We start from the raw sequence: 22,882 nt of genomic DNA on the forward strand, positions 1-22,882 counted from the left end.
CGCCTTGAAGGGCGGCATCGTAATGACTCGGAAAAACTATAGGATCGATATGTAGAAATCTCTATTTGATTCCGTCTTTGAGCGCTTTACCTGGTTTGAAAGCAGGTACTTTGCTGGAAGGAATTTCGATTTCTTCACCAGTCTGCGGGTTGCGGCCTTTACGTGCGGAACGTTCGCGCACTTCAAAGTTACCGAAGCCAACCAGCTGAACTTTGTCACCGCTCTGCAGGGCATTAGTGATTGCTTCGAAAACGGCGTCTACCGCTTTAGTAGCATCCTTCTTGGGAAGTTCAGTTGCTTCTGTAACCACGTTGATCAAATCTGATTTATTCATGTCTTCTCACCTCCCTGGATAAATTTCCGGTATCATACACTCTTTCCGTTTCAACGCAAAATATACGTGATAATCCCGTTAATTACTAGATACTGGCGCCTCTTTCCTAGAAGCGCAACAAACTTATAGTAATACAGCCCACCCATAATTTCAAGGCGTTACTTAAAAAAGGAGCAGAAAGTAGCATTTCAATAGGTCCGCCACCCTGAAATGATAGACTAATAATGTTAGATTCTTCTACCAGAGTACAAAAAAGAGAGCGGAATGTCCGCTCTCCTGACTGAACAAAATTTTAATATATATTTACTCTTTAAACTGTGCGTTTTAATTATATTTATTCTATAAAATGATGGCGATAAGTCCGCCCGAGCCCTCGTTGATGATCCGGCCAAGCGTCTCCTGCAGCTTATAGCGGGCATTGTCCGGCATCATGGCAATCTTGCCCTGGATGCCTTCGCGTACGATGGAGTGCAGCGAGCGGCCGAAAATATCGGACTCCCAGATTTTAATCGGGTCATTCTCGAAATCCTGCATCAGGTAGCGCACCAGTTCTTCACTCTGCTTCTCCGTACCGATGATCGGCGAGAACTCCGATTCCACATCTACACGGATCATATGAATGGACGGTGCTGTCGCCTTCAGGCGGACTCCGAAGCGGGAGCCCTGACGGATCAGCTCCGGCTCATCCAGGGCCATTTCAGCCAGTGACGGGGCGGCTATGCCGTAGCCGGTCGTTTTAACCATTTCCAGCGCTTCCGAGAAGCGGTCATATTCACGCTTGGCATGTGAGAAATCCTGCATCAGCTGCAGCAAATGATCTTTGCCGCGAATTTCCACGCCGACCACTTCCATCAGTACCTGATCATACAGCTCCTCCGGTGCATACAGGTCAATCTCTGCCACACCCTGGCCCATGTTCATGCCGCTGAGGCCTGCACGGTCGATGAAGTCATATTCAGTAAACTGCTCCACCAGACGGTCCACATCCCGCAGACGGCGGATATCTTTTACCGTATCACGGACAGAATTTTCATATGCGCTGCGCAGCCAGTGATTCTCGCCAAGCACCATGACCCAGCTCGGGAGATTAACATTGACTTCGTGAACAGGGAATTCATACAGTACCTCCCGCAGCACACCAGTCACATCATCCTCGGACATATTAGCGGCGCTAAGCGTCATGACCGGAATGTCGTATTTGGCAGCCAGCTCACCTCGGAGCTGCTGGGTCTCCTCACTGCGCGGCCGGGTAGAGTTGATCACAAGCACAAAAGGCTTGCCGACCTCCTTCAGCTCAGCGATTACCCGCTCTTCCGAGTCAATGTACGAGTGCCGCGGAATTTCAGCAATAGTGCCGTCAGTTGTGACAACTACACCCAGTGTGGAATGCTCCTGAATGACCTTTCGGGTGCCAATTTCTGCCGCTTCCTGGAAAGGAATCGGCTCCTCAAACCAAGGGGTAGAAATCATCCGCGGGCCGTTTTCATCCTCATAACCCTTGGCTCCCTCAACAGCGTATCCAACACAGTCAACCAGCCTTACATTTACTTCAAGGCCTTCCGCAACCTTGATCTGCACCGCGTTGTTCGGCACAAATTTCGGCTCGGTTGTCATGATTGTTTTGCCGGCTGCGCTCTGAGGCAGTTCATCCACAGCTCTTACCCGGTCTGCTTCGCTCGTAATGTTCGGCAGAACAATCGTCTCCATGAAGCGTTTAATGAATGTCGATTTTCCCGTGCGAACCGCGCCGACGACGCCAAGATAAATGTCTCCGCCGGTACGCTCGGCAATGTCCTTGAAAATATCCACTTTTTCCAAAAGAGATCCCCTCCTCATATTACTCCGAAGAAAAAATGCCTGAAGAGCATCGACTTCGCGTTCCGCCGGTAAACGGACCCTTGCAGGACATCCACCGGACTTTGGCATTGCCCGCCAGGGAGCCTAGCCTGCCTTAGCGGAACATTCTTGCCCCGCGCTAAACTCCGAATGCTCGGACATGCATTTGGACTAGTATCATCATATGTATCCGGAACGGATTTATGACCCGCAGCTGCGCATTTTATGCAGAAATTTCAGCAGTAGCAGCATTCATGTACGCAAAGGGCGCCAGGATGCCCGGAAACCTTCTCATCCAGCATATGAACAGGAAATAACAGATAGAACTTGCCAGGCTGCTTATATCTATCCAACCCATTTGGAAGATAAAAGCCCCCTGATGAAGGGGGCCGGATATCACATTTATTGATGTTCGAAGGGCTGGGGAACGGGCTGTCTGCCGATCCAACGGTAGGCCAGCGACTTTACAGGCACATAATAGGAAGCTGCTTCAAGCAAAGTCCGCAGATCCTCTTCTGTATCGGGACTGGAGCCGCTCTGCCGGACAGCAGTCATAATATCAGCTGCATAATCGGCAAACACATTGCCTTGCCCGTCCATGATGAATTCCAGCAGATCACCGGAATATACGCTGTTTAGTGTAACTGAAGTCGTCCCGGCGGCTTTGGAATCGACGGCAAAAAGCCCGGGATACAGCTCTTCGCCTGCCGGAAGACGGCCGCTGTGAGCAGACTTATAGCGGTTCACCTGCCGCTGGACATCGTTGACCTTCTGTACAGTGACCAGATCCATCAGCTTCACTGCGGGCGATGTTTCTTCATCCAGAAGGAGAAAATAGAAATTCCCGCCCTGTTCGAATGCAGCAGACGGAATTTCATCCAGATACCCCTGCCGCTCTAGCTTTGACAAGTCGACCACAAATTTCTCATAACGCGGAGTATCCGCGGTGCTGTTAAGAATGGGCAGCAGTCCTTCCTGCCGCTGATAATCATCAACAGCAGCCTGCACCCGCCTGACGCTCTCCCTGCTTGCGTTCTCAGGCTGTTGCTGCTTCTCCGGATACATACAGCCGGCCAGGGCACACAACAGCAATATAGCCGCCATCTGCCGCAGGCCGGAAGATAACATACTGGCCTTACGTCCGTAATTGTCCACAGCCATCGCCTCCCTGTGCTTTCAACAGGCGGTACATTCTTTGCTCAGGCCGTACGGATTAGATCCGCCAGCCCTCTACCACAGCTCGTCCATTTCGCCGCGCCGTGCAGCTTCCAATCTGCGCCTCACGGCGGCCTTAAGCGGATCTTCCGGCACAGTGACACTCAGATCATCCCATACCGCAGTCTGGCAGCCAAGACGTATGCCCTGCTCCAGCAGGCTGCCGAGCTTGCGCCTCTCTGCCTCCTCCGGCGGGCGTACAGCTCCGGCATAATCCGCTCCTACAGTCACCTTGCACATTAGACAGGCTAATTTGCCGCCGCAGCGCGTCGGCAGCACTACACCAGCCTTGCGCGCAGCCTCCAGAAGTGATGTACCTTGCTTAACAACAGCCCTGCGGTCACCCGGCTGAAACGTAACGGTAATTCCATTTTGCGGCTTCATCGTGCAGTTTCCTTCCTGAATTCAGTTTCCGGCGGCTGCCTCAGCAATCCATGCAGCTCTGCTAGGCAGGAGGGGGCAAGCCCGTTCTGACCGGCCAGCTTATCCAGCAGCAAAGTGTGCAGCTGCCGGCTGCTGCGCATCCTTCCGGCAATAGCGAGGCAGCGTTCCATTCTACCGCGCAGCATGTTATACAAAAGCTCATGTGCAAGCGGCATCAGCCGGACCGGGGGACGAGTGTTAATCCGGCTGACAGGGGCATAGTGGAGCAGCGTATGTACATCCACCGTATAACCAAAGGGCGGCACACCGATCCGAAAGCCGCAGATCAGTTCAACCTTCACCCCGCAGACCAAATAACGGCTGCGCCTTGAGTAGCAGTTGCCGCTGTAGTCCTCCTCAGGCCCTTCATCTGCCATATAACAGCTTAACGCCTGGTGCAGGAGCACTGCATCCTCCAGATCAGCGTACAGGTCTATATCAGCAGGCGGCTTGCCAAGCGCCACGTTATGCAGCAGCAGCGCATAGCTCCCTCCCAGCAGCCAGACCGGAGGCTGCTCCATCCGGCTTAAATCCAGTGCTTCCGCAATCCTCATGAGTGCTGTCTCGTGTATATGCCGCATCCCTGTCCCCGTCATCCGTGCACGCCCCATTCCTGAGTAATCGGTAACCGATTGTTCCAGAAAACACATCTGACTGAGCCCGGTTGTAAATGCTTACATAATTGAAGCCGCTCCGCTGAGAAGGCCTACCAGCATAATGATAAACGCGATGATGGACAAAATAGCTCTGAGCAGGCCCCTCGTCCTGCTGCGCGCAAATGTGATCAGAAATACGGATACGCCCATAATCAGTATCGCAGTCAGCGACAACCACATCTTCGCCATCGGATCCATAGCCGCCCCACCTCCTGCCGCTTATATTGAATTGCAAATATTATAGCATGAACATCCGGCGGCGAAACCTGCAAAGTGCTATCCGCAGCAAAAAAAGAGCCAAAAACCGGAATCAGTTAGACTCCGGCCTTTGCTCTTTTGAAAGGCACAAAAAGAAGGTGCTATTTTTTCATCAGCATTTTCATCAATGACTCCATCGTACCGGAACCAGTGCCGCCTTTTTTGACCGCATTGACAATTTCCTGCACTGTAGCCTCAGTGACCGGCACTTTTGCCATTGCTGACACCTGCTTGATCAATTGGCGAAGCTGGGCTTCATTTTGCGTGGTTCCCGGCTTCACCGTGCTTGCGAGCTTTTTAACAGCACCCGGTGTTATATTCTTGCCCGTTTTTTTGTTGATGGCGTTCAGGGCATCCTTGGAAAAATCTCTGTTCACTCTTCTTCCCTCCTCCGTCAATCCCCACTACAACATATGAGAATATCCGGCAAAAGGTGAACAATCTCAGGAATGCCACTGTTCCCAGGTTTCCTGCGAAATAGCCTCCATCTCCGTTTTGCGGTCACGGCCCATTAGGGCTTCCACCGCGCTGCGCGGTGTTCTGCCCTTAAACAGCACATGATAGATCTGATCCGTTATCGGCATCTGTACACCCAAGTTAACAGCAATAGCGTAGGCGGCTTCCGTCGTCCGGATTCCCTCCACAACCATTCCCATGGACTCAAGTACCTCGGCAAGCGGCTTGCCCTGCCCCAGCATCGACCCAGCACGCCAATTCCGGCTGTGCTGGCTGGTTGCCGTCACCACAAGGTCGCCGAGTCCCGCAAGCCCGGAGAAGGTCAGCGGGTTCGCACCAAGCTCAACACCGACACGGGAAATCTCGGCAAGCCCGCGGGTTAGCAGTGCTGCCTTGGCGTTATCCCCGAAGCCGAGACCATCGGATAAGCCGGCTCCAAGGGCGATGATATTCTTCAGCGCTCCCGCCAGCTCTACACCAAGCTGATCCCGGTTAGTATATACACGGAAATCATTATTGATGAACAGACCCTGTGCAGCGACAGCGCGTTCCTCATCTGCCGATGCGACAACTACCGTAGTCGGGCAGAGGCGCACAACCTCCTCGGCATGGCTCGGTCCCGAAAGGACAACGACCTCACCTTCCTTGCAGCCCAGCTCCTCGGAAATAACCGTGGACATCCGTTTCATGGTTTCTGTCTCAAAACCTTTGGTGGCATGAATACAGAGCATATCTTCCTTCCAGAACGGCTTCAGGCTGCGTGCCACCTGACGCATACCGGAGGAAGGCGAGACAATAACCACCGCTTTGGTGCCGGCAGCAGCCAGCTCCATATCTGTGGTGGCAATGATGTTCTCCGGCAGGCGAATCCCCGGCAAAAAGTGTTCATTCGTGTGGTGCTCATTGATTTCGGCAGCTTGTTCGGGCCTGCGTGTCCAAAGATAAACTTCCTTGTGGTTAGCCGCCAGAACAGATGCCAGTGCAGTTCCCCAGCTGCCTGCAACTAGCACAGTTACTTTATCAGACAACACGATTCCCCTCCTTGGCTTTGGAGCCGATTTTATTTTCTTTTCCCTGCGAGAGCTTTATGATATTGCTGCGGTGGCGCCAAAAAGCAAAGGCTGCGATTATCAGACTGCCCCATAGCTCCGGTGTTGTGTATTCGGCAAACAAAAGAAATACCGGAGTGAGCGCTACAAAAATCAGGGAACCGAGGGATACATAACGGGTAATTACAATAGACAGAATGGCCAGGATGCCCGCAGCCAGTGCGGGCCAGAAGAACAGTGTCGCCATGACGCCGATCGCCGTAGCAACACCCTTGCCCCCGCGGAAGTGGAAATACAGCGGCCAGTTATGTCCAATAATAGCTGCGATCCCGCAGCCGACCGCAACCCAGCCTCCCCAGCCGCCGGCCCATGTTCCAAGCCAGACTGCGGCAACTCCCTTCAGCACGTCCAGAACCAGCACCAGAATAGCCGGTCCTTTCCCCAGCACCCTCAGCGTATTAGTTGCACCGGCATTGCCGCTTCCGTACTGGCGGATATCAATCCCCTTAAGCAGCCGGGCAAGCAATACGCTGAAGCTGACAGAGCCAAGCAAATAGCTTACAACGATAACCAGAAGTTCAAACGCCACTACTCTTCTCCCCTAACTTTCGTTATCAGATTTACGCCGTGTAAACAGGCGGATTGGTGTGCCTTCGAAATTGAATGCAGCGCGGATTTTATTCTCCAGATAACGTTCATAGGAGAAATGCATCAGCGACGGATCATTTACGAATACCACAATCGTCGGCGGCTTCACGGCAACCTGGGTTACGTAGTTAATGCGCAGGCGGCGTCCTTTGTCTGTTGGCGGCGGGTTGATTGCAACGGCATCAGATACCACATCGTTGACCAGGTGGGTTGTAATCCGCAGGGCATGCTGCTGTGCAACATGCTGGACTACCGGCAGCAGTTTCTGCAGGCGCTGCTTCGTTAATGCAGACAGGAACACAACCGGAGCATACGACATGAACAGGAAATGATCACGGATCGTATTTTCAAAATGCTGCATGGTCTTGTCATCCTTCTCAACGACATCCCATTTGTTCACAACAAAAATAGAAGCTTTACCAGCATCATGGGCATAACCGGCAATATGCTTATCCTGATCGATGATGCCTTCCTCGCCGTTGATGACAACCAGTACTACATCTGCCCGTTCTATAGCACGCATGGCACGCATAACGCTGTATTTCTCCGTGCTTTCATAGACCTTTCCGCGCTTACGCATACCCGCTGTATCAATCAGAACATATTTCTGTCCGTCCCGTTCAAAAGGAGTATCGATTGCATCGCGTGTAGTGCCCGCCACATCACTGACAATAACGCGCTCTTCTCCGAGAATAGCGTTAACCAGTGAGGACTTGCCTACGTTAGGCCGTCCGATCAGGGCAACACGAATTACATCATCGTCGTATTCCTCATCAGTCTTGTCCGGAAGCTTCTCAACAACAGCATCCAGCAGATCGCCGACACCTGTACCATGGCTGCCGGAAATACCAATCGGATCGCCGATGCCCAGCCCGTAGAATTCATAGATATCATCCGCACGCTTCATATTGTCCACTTTATTAATGGCCAGAACAATCGGCTTGCCTGACCGGAACAGAATCTGCGCTACCTCTTCATCCGCATTTGTCAGTCCGCTCTTGGCCTCACACATAAAGACAATTACATCCGCTTCCTCGATCGCCAGCTCGGCCTGGACGCGGATGGACTTCAGGATGAAATCCTCGCCGTCTACCTCAATCCCCCCGGTATCAATAACACTGAAGGATTTGCCGTTCCAATCAGAAATTCCATAAATCCGGTCACGGGTAATACCCGGTTTATCTTCTACAATGGCCAGTTTATCACCAATCAGCCTGTTAAATATCGTCGACTTGCCGACGTTAGGCCTCCCTACAATGGCCACAACGGGTCTTGCCATATTCCATTCCTCCTGTCTTACTTACGTCTCTCATCATAGCAAAAAACAATTCAATTGGCTAACACCGTTAAAACACAATCGGCGAACCCCCAAGTGAGGGCTCGCCGATTACTTTACCCGGTATGACACCGCATATAAGAGCGCATAAGTCGCCCTATGCAGCATTCTTATGCTACGATGCAAAGCTTAATGTAAGGGATTAGTTGTTACCCTTGAATTTATCCAGCTTGTCGCCGAAACGCTCAGCCAGAGTAAAGCTGAGGCCTTCGTTGCTAAGCGATACGTTAGGATTGTTCAGAACTTCTTTTGGAGCTCTGTCCTGTTTTTCTCTGCGTTCAGGTCTAGCCGTAGGAGCCGGAGCTTCTTCGGTTTCCTTAATGCTGAGGCTTACGCGCTTCTCGGACGGATTGAAATCCAGAACCTTAACCTGAACTTCTTGCCCTTCTTTAAGTACTTCATGCGGAGTTCCGATGTGCTTGTGGGAAATCTGCGAGATGTGCACAAGACCTTCAACACCTGGAAGCAGCTCAACAAATGCGCCGAAGTTTACAAGGCGTTTTACTTCGCCTGTTACTACATCGCCAATGTTGATCTTGCCTGCAGCGGAATCCCAAGGACCTGGAGCAGCAGCCTTGATGCTCAGGCTGATTTTACCCTTTTCAGGATCTACTTTAAGTACTTTAACAGTAACCTTGTCGCCTTCGGACACAACGTCAGACGGCTTCTCAACGTGGTTCCAAGCGATCTCGGATACGTGAACCAGACCGTCAACGCCGCCCACATCAACAAATGCGCCGAACTGGGTCAGACGTTGTACTGTTCCTTCGATAACCTGTCCTTCAGTCAGCTCGGACATGATCTTCTGTTTGTTAGCTTCGAATTCTTCTTCCAGCACTTCCTTGGCAGAAAGAATAACCTTGCTGTTCTCGCGGTCCAGTTCTTTCACTTTAACGCGAAGTGTACGGCCTTTGTAGTCGCTGAAATCTTCTACAAAGTGACGTTCAACCATGGAAGCCGGAATAAATCCGCGCGCGCCGACATCAGCTACGAGGCCGCCTTTGACAACGTCAGCCACAGTAACTTCGATCACTTCCTGGGAAGCAAAGTACTTCTCAAGATCTTCCCATGATTTCTCGCTGTCAATAGCACGCTTGGAGAGCACAAGGCTTTCCTTGTTGTCGTTGACGCTTACTACTTTGCATTCCACTTCTTGTCCAACTTCAACCGCTGCAGCTGCGTTGTCCAGCTGTACGGAAGAAAGTTCGCGAATCGGAATCACACCGTCGTATTTATATCCAATGCTTACATAAGCTTGGTTATCTTCGATTTTGACGATTGTTCCTTTCACGGTATCGCCTTTTTTCACAGAAATGATTTCCAAACCTTCTTGGCTAGTCACTTCTTCTTCGTTGCTGGCAACAGGTGCAGCGGTTTCCACAGCTTCTGTCGCTTCTGCAGCTTCGTTGTTCTCAACATTAGCCGCAGCTTCCTGATTTTTAATTTCTTCAGACATGTGATTACCCTCCTCGATTCAAAACCCCATTTATTTAAACCCGCGTAAGAGCAGGGTTCAAAACAATCAATACCTGTATAACATTTACAGTATTAAGATAGTATGTGCCAAAAAATAGCGGTTATGCCGTTATCCCTAAGCAACTGTAAAAACCTTAAGTAACCGGATTTAATTGGCGCTGGGCTTACCGGTCTTGATCATCTCATGAATCCGTCCCATGATAACATCGGTAACTTCTTCAAGCGAATCACTTCCCGCTCCGTCAAAGGCGCTCAGGTCAATGGGCTTTCCGTAAATAACCGTCATCCGGCGGAAAGGTTTGTAAGAGCCGATAATAGCGGCCGGGACAACTGCTGCCCCGCTGCGGAGCGCAAAGCTGGCCGCACCCTTCTTCGCCACCCCGGTATCAGAGTTGCGCGTTCCTTCCGGGAAGATACCCATAACATTTCCGCCGCGAAGCGTATTAAGGGCCGTTTTTATGGATTCTTTGCTTACGCCGCCACGTTTGACAGGAAAAGCGCCCAGCTTCCTGATAAGCCAGCCCAGCACAGGAACTGCAAACAGCTCAGCCTTGGCCATATACTTGACCTGACGTTCCAGCTTAATCCCGATCGTCATCGGATCGAGCAGGCTGATGTGGTTAGCGCAGAGCAGTACCCCGCCCTCCTTTGGCACATTTTCTTTTCCCACAATTCTAAGCGGGAACAGGATGGCATAAATCAAGCGAAGCAATCCACGGCAAATGACATAAATCATGAATGATTTCTCTCCCCGTCAACATGAGATCTGCAGTGGGAGACAATGGCTTCCACGGCTTGATTGATATCCATAAAGGTCGTGTCCAGAAGAATGGCATCCTCTGCACGGCGCAGCGGTGATATTTCCCGCCCTTCGTCAAGACGGTCACGTGCTGCAATATCGTGTTCAAGCTGCTCGAGAGTCACTGTTTCCGTATCCTTCAGCTCTTTATAACGCCGGAGAGCCCGCTCCTCCACGCTTGCCGTCATGAAAATCTTCACTTCGGCATCAGGCAGCACGGTCGTACCGATGTCGCGGCCGTCCATGACTACCCCCTTGCGGAGTGCCATCTGACGCTGCAGATGACTAAGTCTGGAACGCACTCCCTCAAGCTTCGAGTACTGCGACACTTGGCCGCTGACCTGAAGACTGCGGATATGCGGTGTTACGTCTTCCCCGCCCAGCAGCACCTTCTGCACATCTTCCTCGGGAATGAGCTCAATGACCATGTCCCGGACAATCCGGTCCACTTGACTCTCATCTTCCGGCGGTATGCCTTCACGGAGCATATACCAGGTAATTGCACGGTACATGGCACCCGTATCAACATAAATGTAAGAAAGCTTACGTGCTACCAATCGGGCAACAGTGCTCTTGCCTGCCCCGGCAGGACCGTCGATGGCGACGTTAATTCTGTCGTAAGTATGTGTACCCTGCCTGTCCAACGGGGCATTCCTCCTCAAACACTCTTTCAGCCGGAGTTCCGGCTGGCTGCAGATTCCCGAGGAATCTGCTGATATTATCAAGAAAAAAGCAGGCATTGCCTGCGACTTATAAAATTATACCACAGTTTGGAACACAGTGCAAAACCGCTTAAAGGGAAAAACGTGCAAAAATATACAAAAAAAACGTCAGCGGTTGCGGAAATCGAACTGCCGTTCGAAGCAGTAACGGATAATTTTTTGCCGCTCCGCATCAGTAATCGCCGAGAATTTCAGCATGACAAGATTGCGCCCGTTATCCAGCTCTTTCATCCGCACAATCTCTCCTTCAAAATTCGCATGCTCAATACTGCCGTTACGGTATGGCAGGAGTATCCAGCAGTTCAGCTTGTCAGCCAGCGCAAATTTCACCTTTCCGTCACTGAGAAAAGAGGTTCCGCCACCCCCGATATCGTCGGTGCGGACCAGTATCCGGCTGCCCAGCGTATCCTTTACGGCCAGCTCCAGCTCCGCGTTTACCCGCAGAAAGCTGCGGCGCTGAATCTTGAAGATATGCTCTGCCTCCGGCTTGCGGATCCGGATCATCCGGATTACATCTTCTTTGAATCCGATAACATGAGTGTTGAAATAATTTTTGATGCCGCCCTCAGTCAGAAAATAAACAGAGAGCTCGTCGCCCATAAACAGCTTTTTTAGGCGGGCTTTGCCGATCTGCATTGGAATTTCAATCAGTATGGCTTCATCCTCGATATCCGCAATTCTGGATCTGTATTCAATCTCTGCTTCTGCCCCGTCACTGGAGGCAACCTGTATGTAAAGATGTTCATTAATTTTGGGATACAATCCGGTCACCGCCACAAGTTAGTAATTAAGCATATTACTGATTATAGCACGGGCTTTTGATAGCAGGTTAGTAAAAATTGCCGGGCGGCCGGCCTGACTGCAAACAAAAGAAAAAGGAGCATTCCCGTTGGAACCGCTCCTCCTTCATTCTGTATGCTTTATTGCTTATCCTGAGCCCCTGAAGAGGTACGCACTTCTTCGACCGCTTCCTCATTGCCGTCAGCCGCGTTCAGGTATATCCGGTACTGTGAGCCGTTGATTTTGCCTCCGAATTCATAGGTCAGCAGTTCTACAGCATCCTCATTTTCGATCCAGGCCAGCCGGTGGTACAGCTCCCTGAATTCCGGGTTCAGATTCTTTCTCACACTCTCAAGCGATAGACCGGGCTTTGGAATCTGCCGTTTTTCCTGATGCTCCTTGGCATAATCGCTGGCCTGGAAGCCCGTAGGCTGTCCCGTATCCAGCCCGACGCGCACGGTTATTTTCTCCGGATAGATCAGTACACCGTCCTGGCTGCTTACAAAGGTCATATTCCCCATATTATCATACCTGTCCGCGCTGACCGGTTTCATACCAGGGTACCCTTTATTTGCAAGGAACTCGCCGGCTTTCACCACCGCCTGCTCCAGTGAGACTGTGGCTTCCCCAACTTCCCGGTTATCATTATAGCCGATTAGAAGCCCGCCTTCTTTGGTGAAGTTCATGGTAACCGGCTTCTTATGCTCCGGACTGGTGACCTTAGCAGTGTATGAAGCCCACTCGGTATCCTTCCCGTTCTCGCTGATATCCACCTTCGCATTTCCGCCCGCACCGGCAAGCTTCACAGCCTTGGTTCTGATGTCCTCAGCTGTGACCGGCTTACCGCCTAACTTCTTCACCGACCGTTTATCGTATATACTCGCCACAGACGGTCCCCAGTCCAGCTCCGGGTAAGCGGCAACGCGTTTATCCACCGTTTTGAACCCGTCGATAATCGTGTTGTCCTCAGCCTTCTCCTCGGTCGCAAGCGCAGACTCCACATCCATCCACCGCAGCTTTTTGCCGATAACCTTTTCCTGAACCTCCTGAAGATCCTTGGAGATTTCACCTGAGTTTTTGTAGAGCGCCATCAGATTAGCCATCTCACCTTCGGTCAGCGGCTTCTTGGTGAAATCACGGACAGCGGCCTTGTAAGAGAAATTGGATATTTTGGACAGAAACTCTTCCGTCTCACTAAACGGCAGCAGTGTAAGCGGCAGCTGGTTGATCTCGTTCTGTGCTTCACTGGTCAGACGCCACACGTTAACCAGACCTTTGCGGTGCATCCCGTTAGAGGCGGAATTCACAGCAAGCGTATTGCCGAGCTCACCATGAAGCCGCTCCACATGATAGGACAGATCATGAAAAGCACGCTGATACTGGTTCTCCGCTTTAATGAGAATCGAATTTTTCTCCTGGTTCTCCTGATATCCCCAGACGAGCGCTCCAACCAGCAGCAATGTGGTGAGCGGGAACATTATGGCACTTAATCTTTTGTACATAGGGCTGCAAGACTCCTTTCAGTAGCTTATTGCCGTTAGTTTGACAATAACTGTGAAGAGTTATGCACCCCGCAGGCCTGCAATAAAAAGAGATTTCTTCCAAATGCGGCTTCGTTTAGGCCCGTTCCTCAATATCAAAGCCGGTGCTGCTGCTGCAAAGACATTGCTTAAAGCCGGTCTGAATGACCCCCTGCTCCCTGCTGCCTCTTAATATGTAGGATTCTCCACACTGTCTGCATACAATCCGAACCTTTACACGCAAAAAAAAGACACCTCCTCTCTTCTCAGGAATTCCAGCTTCTGCGGAACTTTCCGGGTAAGAATAAGTGTGTCCATCTCTATTAAAGGTTAACCTCTTCCTCACGCTTCAAAAAACGGAACGGTGAACGGCTGTTGGCCCGTGCCACCTTTCCCATGCCGCCATACCATAATACCGCCATCAGCGGCACGATGAACCAGATCCAGTAGTTCGACATTGTAGCGAGGATAAAATCATATATTCCGTGCCACAGCCAGGGCAGCAGCAAGGATACCAGCAGTATCCCTCTTGGTTTCTTGCCCTTGGTGAACTTGGCCCGGCCCATATGATAGCCCATAATGACCCCGAACATCGCATGGCCGGATACCGGAAGCAGCGCCCTTATAAACATGGAGCCCAGCGAAGCATGGCTGTACCACGCATACATTACATTCTCAATTGTTGCAAAGCCGAGCGAGATTGCTACAGCGTATAGTATTCCATCATAAGGCTCGTCAAATTCGGTATGGTTATAAATCATATGGTACAGCATAAACCACTTGAGGCATTCTTCAACTCCTGCGGAGATCAGGAACGAATCAACATAAGCACCGCCGCCCAGCCCGAGCACCAGACCACGCTGGATGATCATGACAGGGAAAACGATTAGCAGGCCAAGCAGAAATACCTTAAGAACCATATGCAGCGGCTCCTGGTCGTACTTGTCTTTCAGATAGAAAAAAGTCAGCAGCGCGAGTCCCGGTGCAACTGCCGACGTAATAACCGATAACAAAAGCACCGAGCTTTCCTCCCCCAAACTTTCACCTGTAATTCTGCTTCCTGTCAATCTGCAGAAAAAGGCCTGGCAGCTGCCCAGGCCCGTTAATCCCGCTTATTCCTGGCGTTTGAAATGCGTGCATAGCAGCTGAACGGCATTCTCAGCCATTACTGTCTTGCCGTATTCGTCCAGCACAGCTTCAGTTACCGGGGAAGAATCCCCGAATTCCGACAATACTGCAACCAGTCCTGTAAGCACAGCTTCCTCGTATTCCTTAGGATCGAAGTAGAGATACCATTTATTATTATAAGAATACAGCTTTCCTTGGGAAGTAATATTGCCGATGAGTACATGAGCCGCTTCAACCAGAATCTCAAAATCGCGGAATGCATACACAATGGAGTCGCTTTGTTCGAGAGTAACTTCCATTTCGTAAATCTCTTCAGGCATTTCTTCTTCCCCGGCTCCACCGTACTGATGGTGATCATATTTCCCCCGGGTCACTATAACGACCATACCTTGCGCGGGCAATGCGAACACTTCCACGGCAAGCGGACCTGTTGCGTCAAAACCAAGTTCACTGTACGCCTGATCCATCATTTCCGTGAAAAGGTCATGCACCTTGGGAACTTCCTGCCACATATCTTCCTTCTGGATGCCCCGCTCGCTCAGGTCGTCAAAAGTGAGGAAAATCCGTATCTTATCTTGACCTAATCGCTCTATTCTCATGACAGGATCCTCCTTTTGCAAGCTCATTTAATATTAATGTATGATGAGTCCCGAGTAATGAGCCAAAAATGGTTACTATGTAAGTATGTTATCATTTTGGCGGAGTAAATGCACGCAAATAAATATATTTAATCATTCATTACCACGCTGCTGCTTGTCTGAATACAAAAAAGAATCATTCTGAAGATGGAATCATCTCCAAAATGATTCTGAGCTGCTTTCTTGCGGTTACAAACCGGGTATGACTGTATGCGTATCCTTGAGGATCTGCTCCACTTCATGTTTTACATCGGGATTTGTACGGATGAAATCCTTCAGCATATTCAGGTTGGATTCTTTGGACTTCAGGACATCTTCATCTTTATGTCCTGCGGTATTATGCTCTGCTTTGTGTTCTTTGTCATGCGGTCCCTCCGCAGCTGTGCTGCCGAATCCGGTCATCGCCATGCCCATAATTTTGTCCCGCGCCTTTTCACCGGCCCCCTGATGCTGGCCTCCTGAATGCATGAACGAAGACATCATGGCGCTGCGTTTTTTGGACATAATCATACTGGCGGCGGCACCAAGCACTACTCCGCATAGAAATGACGAAGTATTCATATCTCTAACCTCCTTGTATGGTAAAATCATGCTTAGTGTTCGCGGAAAGATTCCGGCTCATACAGCCAAACAACAAGAAAGCGAGATGAAAAAAGTGGGTAAAGCAATTTCAGTACTGCTCCTGGCAACACTGCTGCTGTCTGCCTGCAGCAGCGGGAATAACAACGGGGAACTTACACAGGGCAGCGCTACCCAGGCTCCAGCCGGCACACAGACGGCTGCACCAGCCGCAACCGCACAGGCAACGGCCGGCAGCACAGCGGCGCCGGATATGTCCCCAGCACCGTCACCTTCCGCAACCGTTGCACCAGCTCCTACAGAGATTCCTCTGCTGTACCATATGAACAAAAATTACGATATTGTGCCTAATGAGGAAGGTACGGACAAAAAGGTTGTCCTCCTAAGCTTTGATGACGGTCCCAAGGATGCTGAAATGATTAATGCGCTGATGGATACACTGGACAAGCACCAGGCAAAAGCCATCTTCTTTGTCAATGGCTACCGGGTAAAGGAGCATCCAGAGCTGCTGGAGCTTCTGCATGACCGCGGCGGCATCATCGGCAATCACAGCTGGGACCATATCGTACTTAAGGATAAGGGTTACGCAGAAGTGAAAAAACAGATCGAGGATGTTCAAAGCATCGTTAAAGAGATTACCGGGGAAGCACCGGATTTCTTCCGTCCGCCGCACGGCGCGGGCGGGGATGTAGGCAAGCAGGTTGCTGCCGAAAACGGGATGCTCTATATGACCTGGTCCGTAGGATCACTAGACTGGGAAATGAAAGAAAAGGATACGGGCAAGACAGAGACACTGGTCAAAAACGTGACGGATCAGCTGCATTCCGGCAGCAATATCCTAATGCACGAGCTTCCGTGGACGGTCGAGGCGCTGGATACGCTGCTGACCACCCTTGAAGGCAAAGGCTACAGCTTTGTCGATCCGCGCAGCATTGAGCTCAAGATGCGCTAAGCACAAAGTACTTAGCCGATTCCAGAAAAAGGGATCCCTGGCACTATTGCCGGGGGTCCCTTTTCTGCGTTTACAATAATACTATACATAAAATCAAATGTTTGATTCTTTACGAAGCGTGAGCACGTGCATCTCTGCAGGACTGCGCCAGCGGAGCGGAAGATGCGCGGTGCCGAAGCCCCGGCTGATCAGCAGACTGGCTTCTGCTCCGCTGCCATCATTTCTGGGAATACTGTACATGCCTGCATTGTATGTACGGTAGAACGGATCGGCATGCATCTGCAGGCCGAAAGGCAGTACAACCTGGCCGCCATGTGTATGACCGGCAAGGATAAGATCCGCAGCGACAGCCTCCTGTCCGGAGAGCCAGAGCGGATCATGCACCAGAATGATCCGGCAATACGGGGTTCCCCTGGAGGGGGCCGCAGGTAATGGAGCGTATCCTTTCTTCCCTCCCTGCTTCGGGAAATCCATACCGGTCAACACCAGTCTTTGGCTGTTATGTTCTATAAAGACATTCTCGTTCATGAGCAGCCTTATTCCGCTCCCGCGGACAATGTTATCAGCCAAAGCAGTATTAGCCTTGTAGTCATGATTGCCGTGAACCGCGTATGCAGGAGCCAGGGAAGCAGCAAGCTTCATATTCTCTGCCAGTCTGGCCGGAGCATTGCCCTTCTCTGTGAGATCACCGCCCAGAAATACGGCATCCACCTTTCCTGCCAGGGGGGCCAGAAGAGCCCGGGGAAGGCGCCGCCGGTGAATATCGGTAATAAAAAGGATGCGGAAGCCGTCAAATCCGGCAGGCAGTGTGCTGAGAAATATTTCCTCGGCAATAATCCTCTTCCTGAACGCGTTCACGATCATCACAGCAGCCAGGGTAACCGTAGCCAGCAGCATGGCTGCGACGGCAATCCACACGGCTACCATAACGTCCTCAGCGCAGGTGCCCCGTTGATTCCCCACCAAATGAGGAATCCAAGCAGCAGAATAAACAGGACATACAGCGAGTTGACGAATATTTTGCTGAGCCTTAAGCGCTCTGACGGATAGCTTTGGGAACGGGATGGAGTATCTTCTGACTCCTGAGTTGCTGTCTGCTTTGGTCTATCCCGCTTTACAGAGGAAGCGGCTGCCCCGTGTCGTGCTTTTCTGGAAAGGCCGGCAGGCTGTGCGGCAGTTTCCTGCCGGACCTCAGGGGATACAGCAGTTGTCTGTTTTTGATTCTTTCCGGCTGCAGAACGTTTTTTGCGGTCTGACAACTTGTCGTCTGCTGATTTGCGTCGGGATTTAACACGGCTAAGTTCCTCGCTCATGACTCCCTCCTGTAGCGGATCACAAGACCTGAGAACAAGTCGATTAAGAAGTGGCATAGTATAGGTGCCCATAAGGTTCCTGTGTGAATGTAAATGTAACCCAGACCATAGCTGCTCAGAAACACCCAGCCTGTCGGAAGCCAATGACGGAGATAGCGGACATGGATTACAGCAAACAGAATGCTCGTCCAGTAAGGGCCGAAGGCGTGCTGAATGGCTCCCCGGAACAGCAGTTCCTCACACACTGCGACCATTGCCGCAATAATGATGATATGCCAGACCGGACGGTTTCCGAACAGGAGCTCGTTAATCCCTCCGTCATCCATGCTGTCCTGGGGTGCAATATAAGTTAACAAAAAATCCACAACCAGCATAATTCCTGCTAAACCAAGGCCCCAGAGCACAAATTGCGCACTGTCAGGAAAATTTAATATGTCAATGGGATTTCTTTTCTGCAATAATATCCATATCAGACCGATAAATAAAGTAAGGCCCTGTGTAATATACAGATTAAGCAGAAGCAGCTTGTCAGTCAGCTGCTGTGGATCAGCTTTTTTAATTTTGATGTTGCCTAATTTGAATTTTTTCATTGTAACCTGCCTGTTCTATATTGTTTTTACATAAGATCATTTTTCCAGAAGAAGGAGCACTAAATTATGAATAGCAGTAACTCCCGCACTCAAATGTTATACACACTAGGTTTTCTATTTTTCCTGATCTGCGCATTTGCCGCATTTTTTACGGGAGTGAAGGTTGGAGCTGACAAGACGGAGGCTAAATATGCCCACCTGACCGGTACTGAAGGGGCTGTGGAGGAATTCTCCGGTTCATACCAGCAGCAGGATCTTGTTGCTTTCTATCATAACGTATTTTTGCCTTATCGGGAATTCAAGCGGAATTGGAACAGCGAAGTGGATAATCTGGCCCGCAGCTCAGATGCGCGCACCAATGCGGCAACGCTCAAGAACCTCGGTCTTCTGGCTGACAAACAGTACGAAAAAGTCAGTAAAGACTCCCTGTTTGCCAACTCGCCTCTGCTGTCCCAGGCTCAGCTTAATATTCTCAAGAGTCTGACGCTCTTCTCTCAGGCTTCTAGCAAGGTGACCGCCGGCAGCTCCGGTTCTGAAACCGCCAAGGCGCTTAAGAATGACAATTTCACAGCAAGTGCCATCAAGTTCGGGCTGCTTGGACAGAAAGACTTCTATGATTCCATGCTTAAATGGGGCTCCAAAACCAGCAGCACAATTCCAGCGGCAACTGGCGAACTCAAAACACTATCCTTTGTAGCATGGAAAAAGATGCCGCTGCTGCTCAAAAATGCGACAGTCGCTAACATCATGCTGAACCGCAAAATATACGGCGCTTATGATCCGCAGGATATTTCGGCCAAGATTGATGATATGATCTATTCCGGCACGGCCAGCTCGCTCGGCTTGAAGGATGTTCAATCTTCTATCACGCTGCTTATCTCTACAGGCGCCGTTCAGGAGCAGGACTTTATGAAGTGGCGTGAGCAATATTACGGCAAGGAAATCGTACCGCAGCTGCCGTTCTTTTATGAGTAGAACCAGCTATTGCATCATAACGAAAAATAAAGCTCACTTCAAGACAACCTGAGCAGAATAAGCCTATTGACACAGTTGGCATCACCATGTTACATTATGAAAAATTAATCACGCAAAACCGATGAAGGAACAAAGATTCTGAAGGTCTTCAGAGAGCCGGTGGTTGGTGCAAACCGGTGGCGGACAGTGTTCTTTAGCGCTCCTGAGATATTGTATCGAACGAACAGTAGATGCAATCGGATCAACTCCGTTATCAGTGTGGCCTTTTGACGGCCAATGAGGCTGCTTCTGAACAGTTGCAGTGAATTAGGGTGGTACCACGACAACTCTCGTCCCTTACTACGGCAGTAGTATGGGGTTGGGAGTTTTTTTGTTACCCAAATTCATAGTAATTGGTCTAAAAGGCCCATGCTCTGTTTTCCCGGTATATCTGCACGCTCTTTCTTTTATGCGACAGCGCGTTACCCCGTTATTTCGGCATTGTTTTCCAATTGGTCTCACTGATTCTGGTACTGTGGACTGCCTCATACGGGCATCCTTAGGCATATTAGCTTTTTACTTTTAAGGGGGATAAGAAACCATGTTTAAAGTATTAGTGTCGGATCCGATCAGCGATTTGGGTATTCAGCAATTGATGGACGCAAGCGATGTAATTGTGGATAAGAAAACAGGACTGAGCGAAGACGAACTGGTCGCTATCATCGGCGAATATGACGGTCTGCTTGTCCGCAGCCAGACAACGGTTACCGAGAAAATAATCGCTGCCGGCACCAACCTGAAGGTTATCGGCCGTGCCGGAGTCGGAGTTGACAACATTAAGCTGGAGGCGGCCACCCAGCGCGGTGTCGTAGTTATCAACGCTCCAGACGGAAATACCATCACAACCTGTGAGCATGCATTTGCCATGATGATGGCGCTGGCCCGCCATATTCCGCAGGCTTATGCCAAGACGATTAACGGGGTCTGGGACAGAAAGACCTTCCTCGGCGTTGAGCTGCGCGGTAAAACTCTGGGTGTACTCGGAATGGGCCGGATCGGCAGCGAAGTTGCCAAACGTGCCAAAGCGTTCGGCATGAGCATTCTGGCTTATGACCCGTTCCTGACCGCCGACCGTGCCGAGAAGCTGGAAGTGAAGCTTGCTTCGGTTGACGACATTGTGCGCGGCGCTGATTTTATTACTGTACACACACCGCTGACTCCTGAAACACGCCATATGATTTCCCGTCCGCAGTTCGAAGTAATGAAAAAAGGCATGCGCATCATCAACTGTGCCCGCGGCGGTGTTATTGATGAAATGGCACTGGTTGAAGCCATTGACAGCGGCATTGTAGCCGGAGCAGCGTTTGATGTATTTGAGAAGGAGCCGCCTCAGGCTGATCATCCGTTCCTGTCGCATCCAAAGGTCATCGTCACCCCGCATCTGGGAGCTTCGACCGTTGAAGCCCAGGAGAATGTAGCCATCGACGTTTCCGAGCAGGTCCTGCACATTCTGCGCAATGAGCCGTTCATCAACGCCGTCAACATCCCGCCGGTTGCTCCAAGCGTGATGAACAAGCTTCAGCCGTATTTCACGCTCGGCGAGAAGCTGGGAAGCTTCGCAACGCAGCTTACACACGGTGCGATCAGAGAGATCAGTGTGGAATATGCCGGAGACCTCTCCGATGTGGATACCCAGCCTCTGACCCGCTATATTGTCAAAGGCGTGCTGTCCCGCCATTTTGCCGGCGATGTCAATATCGTTAACTCCATGCACCTGGCCAAAACCAGAGATGTAAATGTAGTTGTAACGAAATCGCCTAAGACTAAAGGCTTTACAAACCTGATTACCGTTACACTGAAGGCTGATCCTGATGAAGTACGCCTGGTTGCCGGCACGCTGCTGCAGGGCTATGGAGAACGCATTGTCCAGGTGAACAACTTCCCGGTTGATATCGCGCCGGAAGGCCACCAGATTCTGATCTCCCACAATGATAAACCTGGTATTATCGGTCTCGTCGGCACCCTGCTGGGTGAAAATGACGTCAACATCGCATCGATGCAGGTCGGCCGTAAAATCGTCGGCGGAGCAGCGATCATGCTGCTGACTGTAGACAAAGCAGTGCCGCAGCAGGTTCTTGTGAAGCTCGCCGGACTGCCGGAAATTAATACTGCCGAAGAAGTCATTCTGCTCTAGCAGAAGCACCTCGCTTAAAGAAATAACGCCCGTCCGGAATGCGCGCTTATCAGCCGCAATTCCAGACGGGCGTTTCGTTTATGGCAGGCTTGTTCCGCCTACTCCATCCGGAAGACCGGGACTTTTCGCCCGTCCGAATCTGTGAAGCCATATCGTTCAGCCAATGCACCAACCTGCTGAGGAATGCCCGAAAAGGGCAATCTATCCGGTTCTTCTGCCAGAGCGACAACAGCACGGCCAATATAAGCAGTAGACTCCGTGTTCTTCAGCGCCTCTACCTCCTGCCAATGATCCTCATCCGTCCCGAATTCCTCTAGCACATGCTCAGTCCGCATCCAGCCGGGTGAGAGCGGAATAACTGCAATGCCGTCTGCGGCAAGCTCAACTGACAATCCGTAGGCCATACGGGTCAGCGCATTTTTAGCCAGATCATAATAGAAATTGCCGGTATATTTATCCCTGTCCCAGAAGGTGGTATGAATAATCAGCCTGCCGTTTTTTCCGGTCCTGCGCATAAGGGGAACCGCGTAATAATTCGTCATCAGCTGTGCTCTGACTCCTGCCTCAAACATATTGTTCCAGTGGGCCGGCGGCTGTTTCCAGAACGGTTCGAGGCCGATCGGAAGCCGGTTGCCGCCCCACACATTATTGACCAGAATATCAAGCCTGCCCTGTTCATTGGCAATCTGACGGATAGCTGCCTCTGTCTCCTGATCACGGGTATGATCACAGCGGATAGCGGAGCCTTCACCGCCGTTCTCCACAATTTCACTGCAGACCGAATCTATCGTTCCTCTTAGCTGTCCAGCCTGCTTTATTCCTGTGCTTCTGCCGGTAACATAGACAAAAGCTCCTGCCCTTGCCAATTCCAGTGCGATTCCCCGCCCTGCCCCTCTGCTTCCTCCGGTAACTAAAGCAACTTTTCCTTTAAGTGTTGTCATTCTTGTATCCTGCTCCTCCCAAATGTAAAGTGGTGCATTGCCTGTGCTTCTCAGCTTTCTATTCATATTATATCCTTTATATATG

The 22,882-nt window shown here is 50.8% G+C and carries 26 protein-coding genes and 1 other annotated feature; of the genes, 3 read left to right on the plus strand and 23 right to left on the minus strand.

The features are described from left to right. Positions 1-61 precede the first annotated feature (61 nt). The 19 genes from BN3772_RS26205 to BN3772_RS26295 form a co-directional block, all read right to left on the minus strand. Positions 62-334 carry an HU family DNA-binding protein gene (locus BN3772_RS26205; RefSeq protein WP_042178229.1) on the minus strand — a complete coding sequence of 91 codons (273 nt, stop codon included), beginning with the start codon at positions 332-334 and terminating at the stop codon, positions 62-64. Positions 335-673: 339 nt separating this feature from the next. Next, positions 674-2,152 (minus strand): stage IV sporulation protein A, encoded by a 1,479-nt coding sequence (spoIVA, locus tag BN3772_RS26210; RefSeq protein ID WP_042178231.1) that lies wholly within the window; start codon positions 2,150-2,152, stop codon positions 674-676. Positions 2,153-2,572: 420 nt separating this feature from the next. Continuing rightward, a complete protein-coding gene (locus tag BN3772_RS26220) occupies positions 2,573-3,325 on the minus strand; it encodes a DUF3939 domain-containing protein (RefSeq protein WP_425280466.1) in 753 nt (250 codons plus the stop codon). A gap of 75 nt (positions 3,326-3,400) precedes the next feature. Next, positions 3,401-3,769, minus strand: a complete 369-nt coding sequence (locus BN3772_RS26225) for a 2Fe-2S iron-sulfur cluster-binding protein (RefSeq protein ID WP_042203297.1) — start codon at positions 3,767-3,769, stop codon at positions 3,401-3,403. Beyond that, positions 3,766-4,362, minus strand: coding sequence for a hypothetical protein (locus BN3772_RS26230; protein WP_042203312.1), 597 nt, complete (start codon positions 4,360-4,362; stop codon positions 3,766-3,768). Before BN3772_RS26230 ends, BN3772_RS26225 begins: the two co-directional genes overlap by 4 nt. A 120-nt stretch (positions 4,363-4,482) precedes the next feature. Further along, on the minus strand, positions 4,483-4,662 hold the full coding sequence (locus BN3772_RS26235) for a DUF2768 family protein (protein WP_042203298.1): 180 nt from the start codon (positions 4,660-4,662) through the stop codon (positions 4,483-4,485). Between the two features lie 161 nt (positions 4,663-4,823). After that, a complete protein-coding gene (locus tag BN3772_RS26240; protein WP_042178239.1) occupies positions 4,824-5,099 on the minus strand; it encodes a stage VI sporulation protein F in 276 nt (91 codons plus the stop codon). Between the two features lie 66 nt (positions 5,100-5,165). Beyond that, a complete protein-coding gene (locus tag BN3772_RS26245) occupies positions 5,166-6,206 on the minus strand; it encodes an NAD(P)H-dependent glycerol-3-phosphate dehydrogenase (RefSeq protein ID WP_042203299.1) in 1,041 nt (346 codons plus the stop codon). After that, on the minus strand, positions 6,199-6,816 hold the full coding sequence (gene plsY, locus BN3772_RS26250; protein ID WP_042203301.1) for a glycerol-3-phosphate 1-O-acyltransferase PlsY: 618 nt from the start codon (positions 6,814-6,816) through the stop codon (positions 6,199-6,201). The genes BN3772_RS26245 and plsY overlap by 8 nt, the downstream gene beginning before the upstream one ends. A 12-nt stretch (positions 6,817-6,828) precedes the next feature. Then, positions 6,829-8,154 (minus strand): ribosome biogenesis GTPase Der, encoded by a 1,326-nt coding sequence (gene der, locus BN3772_RS26255; RefSeq protein ID WP_042203302.1) that lies wholly within the window; start codon positions 8,152-8,154, stop codon positions 6,829-6,831. A gap of 199 nt (positions 8,155-8,353) precedes the next feature. Then, positions 8,354-9,667 (minus strand): 30S ribosomal protein S1, encoded by a 1,314-nt coding sequence (gene rpsA / locus BN3772_RS26260; protein WP_244444845.1) that lies wholly within the window; start codon positions 9,665-9,667, stop codon positions 8,354-8,356. 168 nt (positions 9,668-9,835) lie between these two features. After that, positions 9,836-10,423 (minus strand): lysophospholipid acyltransferase family protein, encoded by a 588-nt coding sequence (locus BN3772_RS26265; protein WP_042178249.1) that lies wholly within the window; start codon positions 10,421-10,423, stop codon positions 9,836-9,838. Then, positions 10,420-11,130 carry a (d)CMP kinase gene (gene cmk / locus BN3772_RS26270; protein WP_042178252.1) on the minus strand — a complete coding sequence of 237 codons (711 nt, stop codon included), beginning with the start codon at positions 11,128-11,130 and terminating at the stop codon, positions 10,420-10,422. Before cmk ends, BN3772_RS26265 begins: the two co-directional genes overlap by 4 nt. Before the next feature lie 186 nt (positions 11,131-11,316). Continuing rightward, entirely contained in the window at positions 11,317-11,970 is a 654-nt protein-coding gene (locus tag BN3772_RS26275; protein ID WP_209443709.1) for a flagellar brake protein, read from the minus strand. A 158-nt stretch (positions 11,971-12,128) separates the two neighbouring features. Beyond that, on the minus strand, positions 12,129-13,490 hold the full coding sequence (gene ypeB, locus BN3772_RS26280; protein WP_042203304.1) for a germination protein YpeB: 1,362 nt from the start codon (positions 13,488-13,490) through the stop codon (positions 12,129-12,131). 115 nt (positions 13,491-13,605) lie between these two features. Beyond that, on the minus strand, positions 13,606-13,752 hold the full coding sequence (locus BN3772_RS30970) for a hypothetical protein (RefSeq protein ID WP_167336697.1): 147 nt from the start codon (positions 13,750-13,752) through the stop codon (positions 13,606-13,608). A gap of 79 nt (positions 13,753-13,831) precedes the next feature. Next, positions 13,832-14,527, minus strand: a complete 696-nt coding sequence (gene prsW / locus BN3772_RS26285; RefSeq protein WP_042178260.1) for a glutamic-type intramembrane protease PrsW — start codon at positions 14,525-14,527, stop codon at positions 13,832-13,834. Between the two features lie 93 nt (positions 14,528-14,620). Continuing rightward, positions 14,621-15,235, minus strand: a complete 615-nt coding sequence (locus tag BN3772_RS26290; RefSeq protein ID WP_042203305.1) for a genetic competence negative regulator — start codon at positions 15,233-15,235, stop codon at positions 14,621-14,623. 228 nt (positions 15,236-15,463) lie between these two features. Beyond that, positions 15,464-15,835 (minus strand): hypothetical protein, encoded by a 372-nt coding sequence (locus BN3772_RS26295; protein WP_042203306.1) that lies wholly within the window; start codon positions 15,833-15,835, stop codon positions 15,464-15,466. An 85-nt stretch (positions 15,836-15,920) separates the two neighbouring features. Here BN3772_RS26295 and BN3772_RS26300 point away from each other — a divergent pair, with 85 nt between their 5' ends. After that, positions 15,921-16,805 carry a polysaccharide deacetylase family protein gene (locus BN3772_RS26300; RefSeq protein ID WP_425280467.1) on the plus strand — a complete coding sequence of 295 codons (885 nt, stop codon included), beginning with the start codon at positions 15,921-15,923 and terminating at the stop codon, positions 16,803-16,805. A gap of 93 nt (positions 16,806-16,898) precedes the next feature. Here the strand turns inward: BN3772_RS26300 and BN3772_RS26305 are convergent, their stop codons facing one another. The 3 genes from BN3772_RS26305 to BN3772_RS26315 are packed head-to-tail and all read right to left on the minus strand — an operon-like array spanning position 16,899 to position 18,708. Beyond that, a complete protein-coding gene (locus BN3772_RS26305) occupies positions 16,899-17,768 on the minus strand; it encodes a metallophosphoesterase (protein ID WP_167336698.1) in 870 nt (289 codons plus the stop codon). After that, on the minus strand, positions 17,726-18,118 hold the full coding sequence (locus BN3772_RS26310) for a hypothetical protein (protein ID WP_052380707.1): 393 nt from the start codon (positions 18,116-18,118) through the stop codon (positions 17,726-17,728). Before BN3772_RS26310 ends, BN3772_RS26305 begins: the two co-directional genes overlap by 43 nt. Next, positions 18,115-18,708 carry a CPBP family intramembrane glutamic endopeptidase gene (locus BN3772_RS26315; RefSeq protein WP_042178271.1) on the minus strand — a complete coding sequence of 198 codons (594 nt, stop codon included), beginning with the start codon at positions 18,706-18,708 and terminating at the stop codon, positions 18,115-18,117. Before BN3772_RS26315 ends, BN3772_RS26310 begins: the two co-directional genes overlap by 4 nt. Positions 18,709-18,774: 66 nt before the next feature. On the opposite strand from BN3772_RS26315, the gene BN3772_RS26320 reads away from it, so the two are divergent. Next, positions 18,775-19,683, plus strand: coding sequence for a hypothetical protein (locus tag BN3772_RS26320; RefSeq protein ID WP_042203308.1), 909 nt, complete (start codon positions 18,775-18,777; stop codon positions 19,681-19,683). 112 nt (positions 19,684-19,795) lie between these two features. After that, positions 19,796-20,023: a binding site (T-box leader), on the plus strand. A 240-nt stretch (positions 20,024-20,263) separates the two neighbouring features. Next, the gene (gene serA, locus BN3772_RS26325) at positions 20,264-21,856 is read left to right on the plus strand and encodes a phosphoglycerate dehydrogenase (RefSeq protein ID WP_042203309.1); all 1,593 of its coding nucleotides are present in this window, start codon (positions 20,264-20,266) and stop codon (positions 21,854-21,856) included. Positions 21,857-21,954: 98 nt separating this feature from the next. On the opposite strand, the gene BN3772_RS26330 is transcribed toward serA, so the two are convergent. After that, positions 21,955-22,797, minus strand: coding sequence for an SDR family NAD(P)-dependent oxidoreductase (locus BN3772_RS26330; protein ID WP_042203310.1), 843 nt, complete (start codon positions 22,795-22,797; stop codon positions 21,955-21,957). Positions 22,798-22,882 lie beyond the last annotated feature (85 nt).

The organism is Paenibacillus camerounensis (genome assembly GCF_000723885.1).
GTDB lineage: Bacteria > Bacillota > Bacilli > Paenibacillales > Paenibacillaceae > Paenibacillus_AQ > Paenibacillus_AQ camerounensis.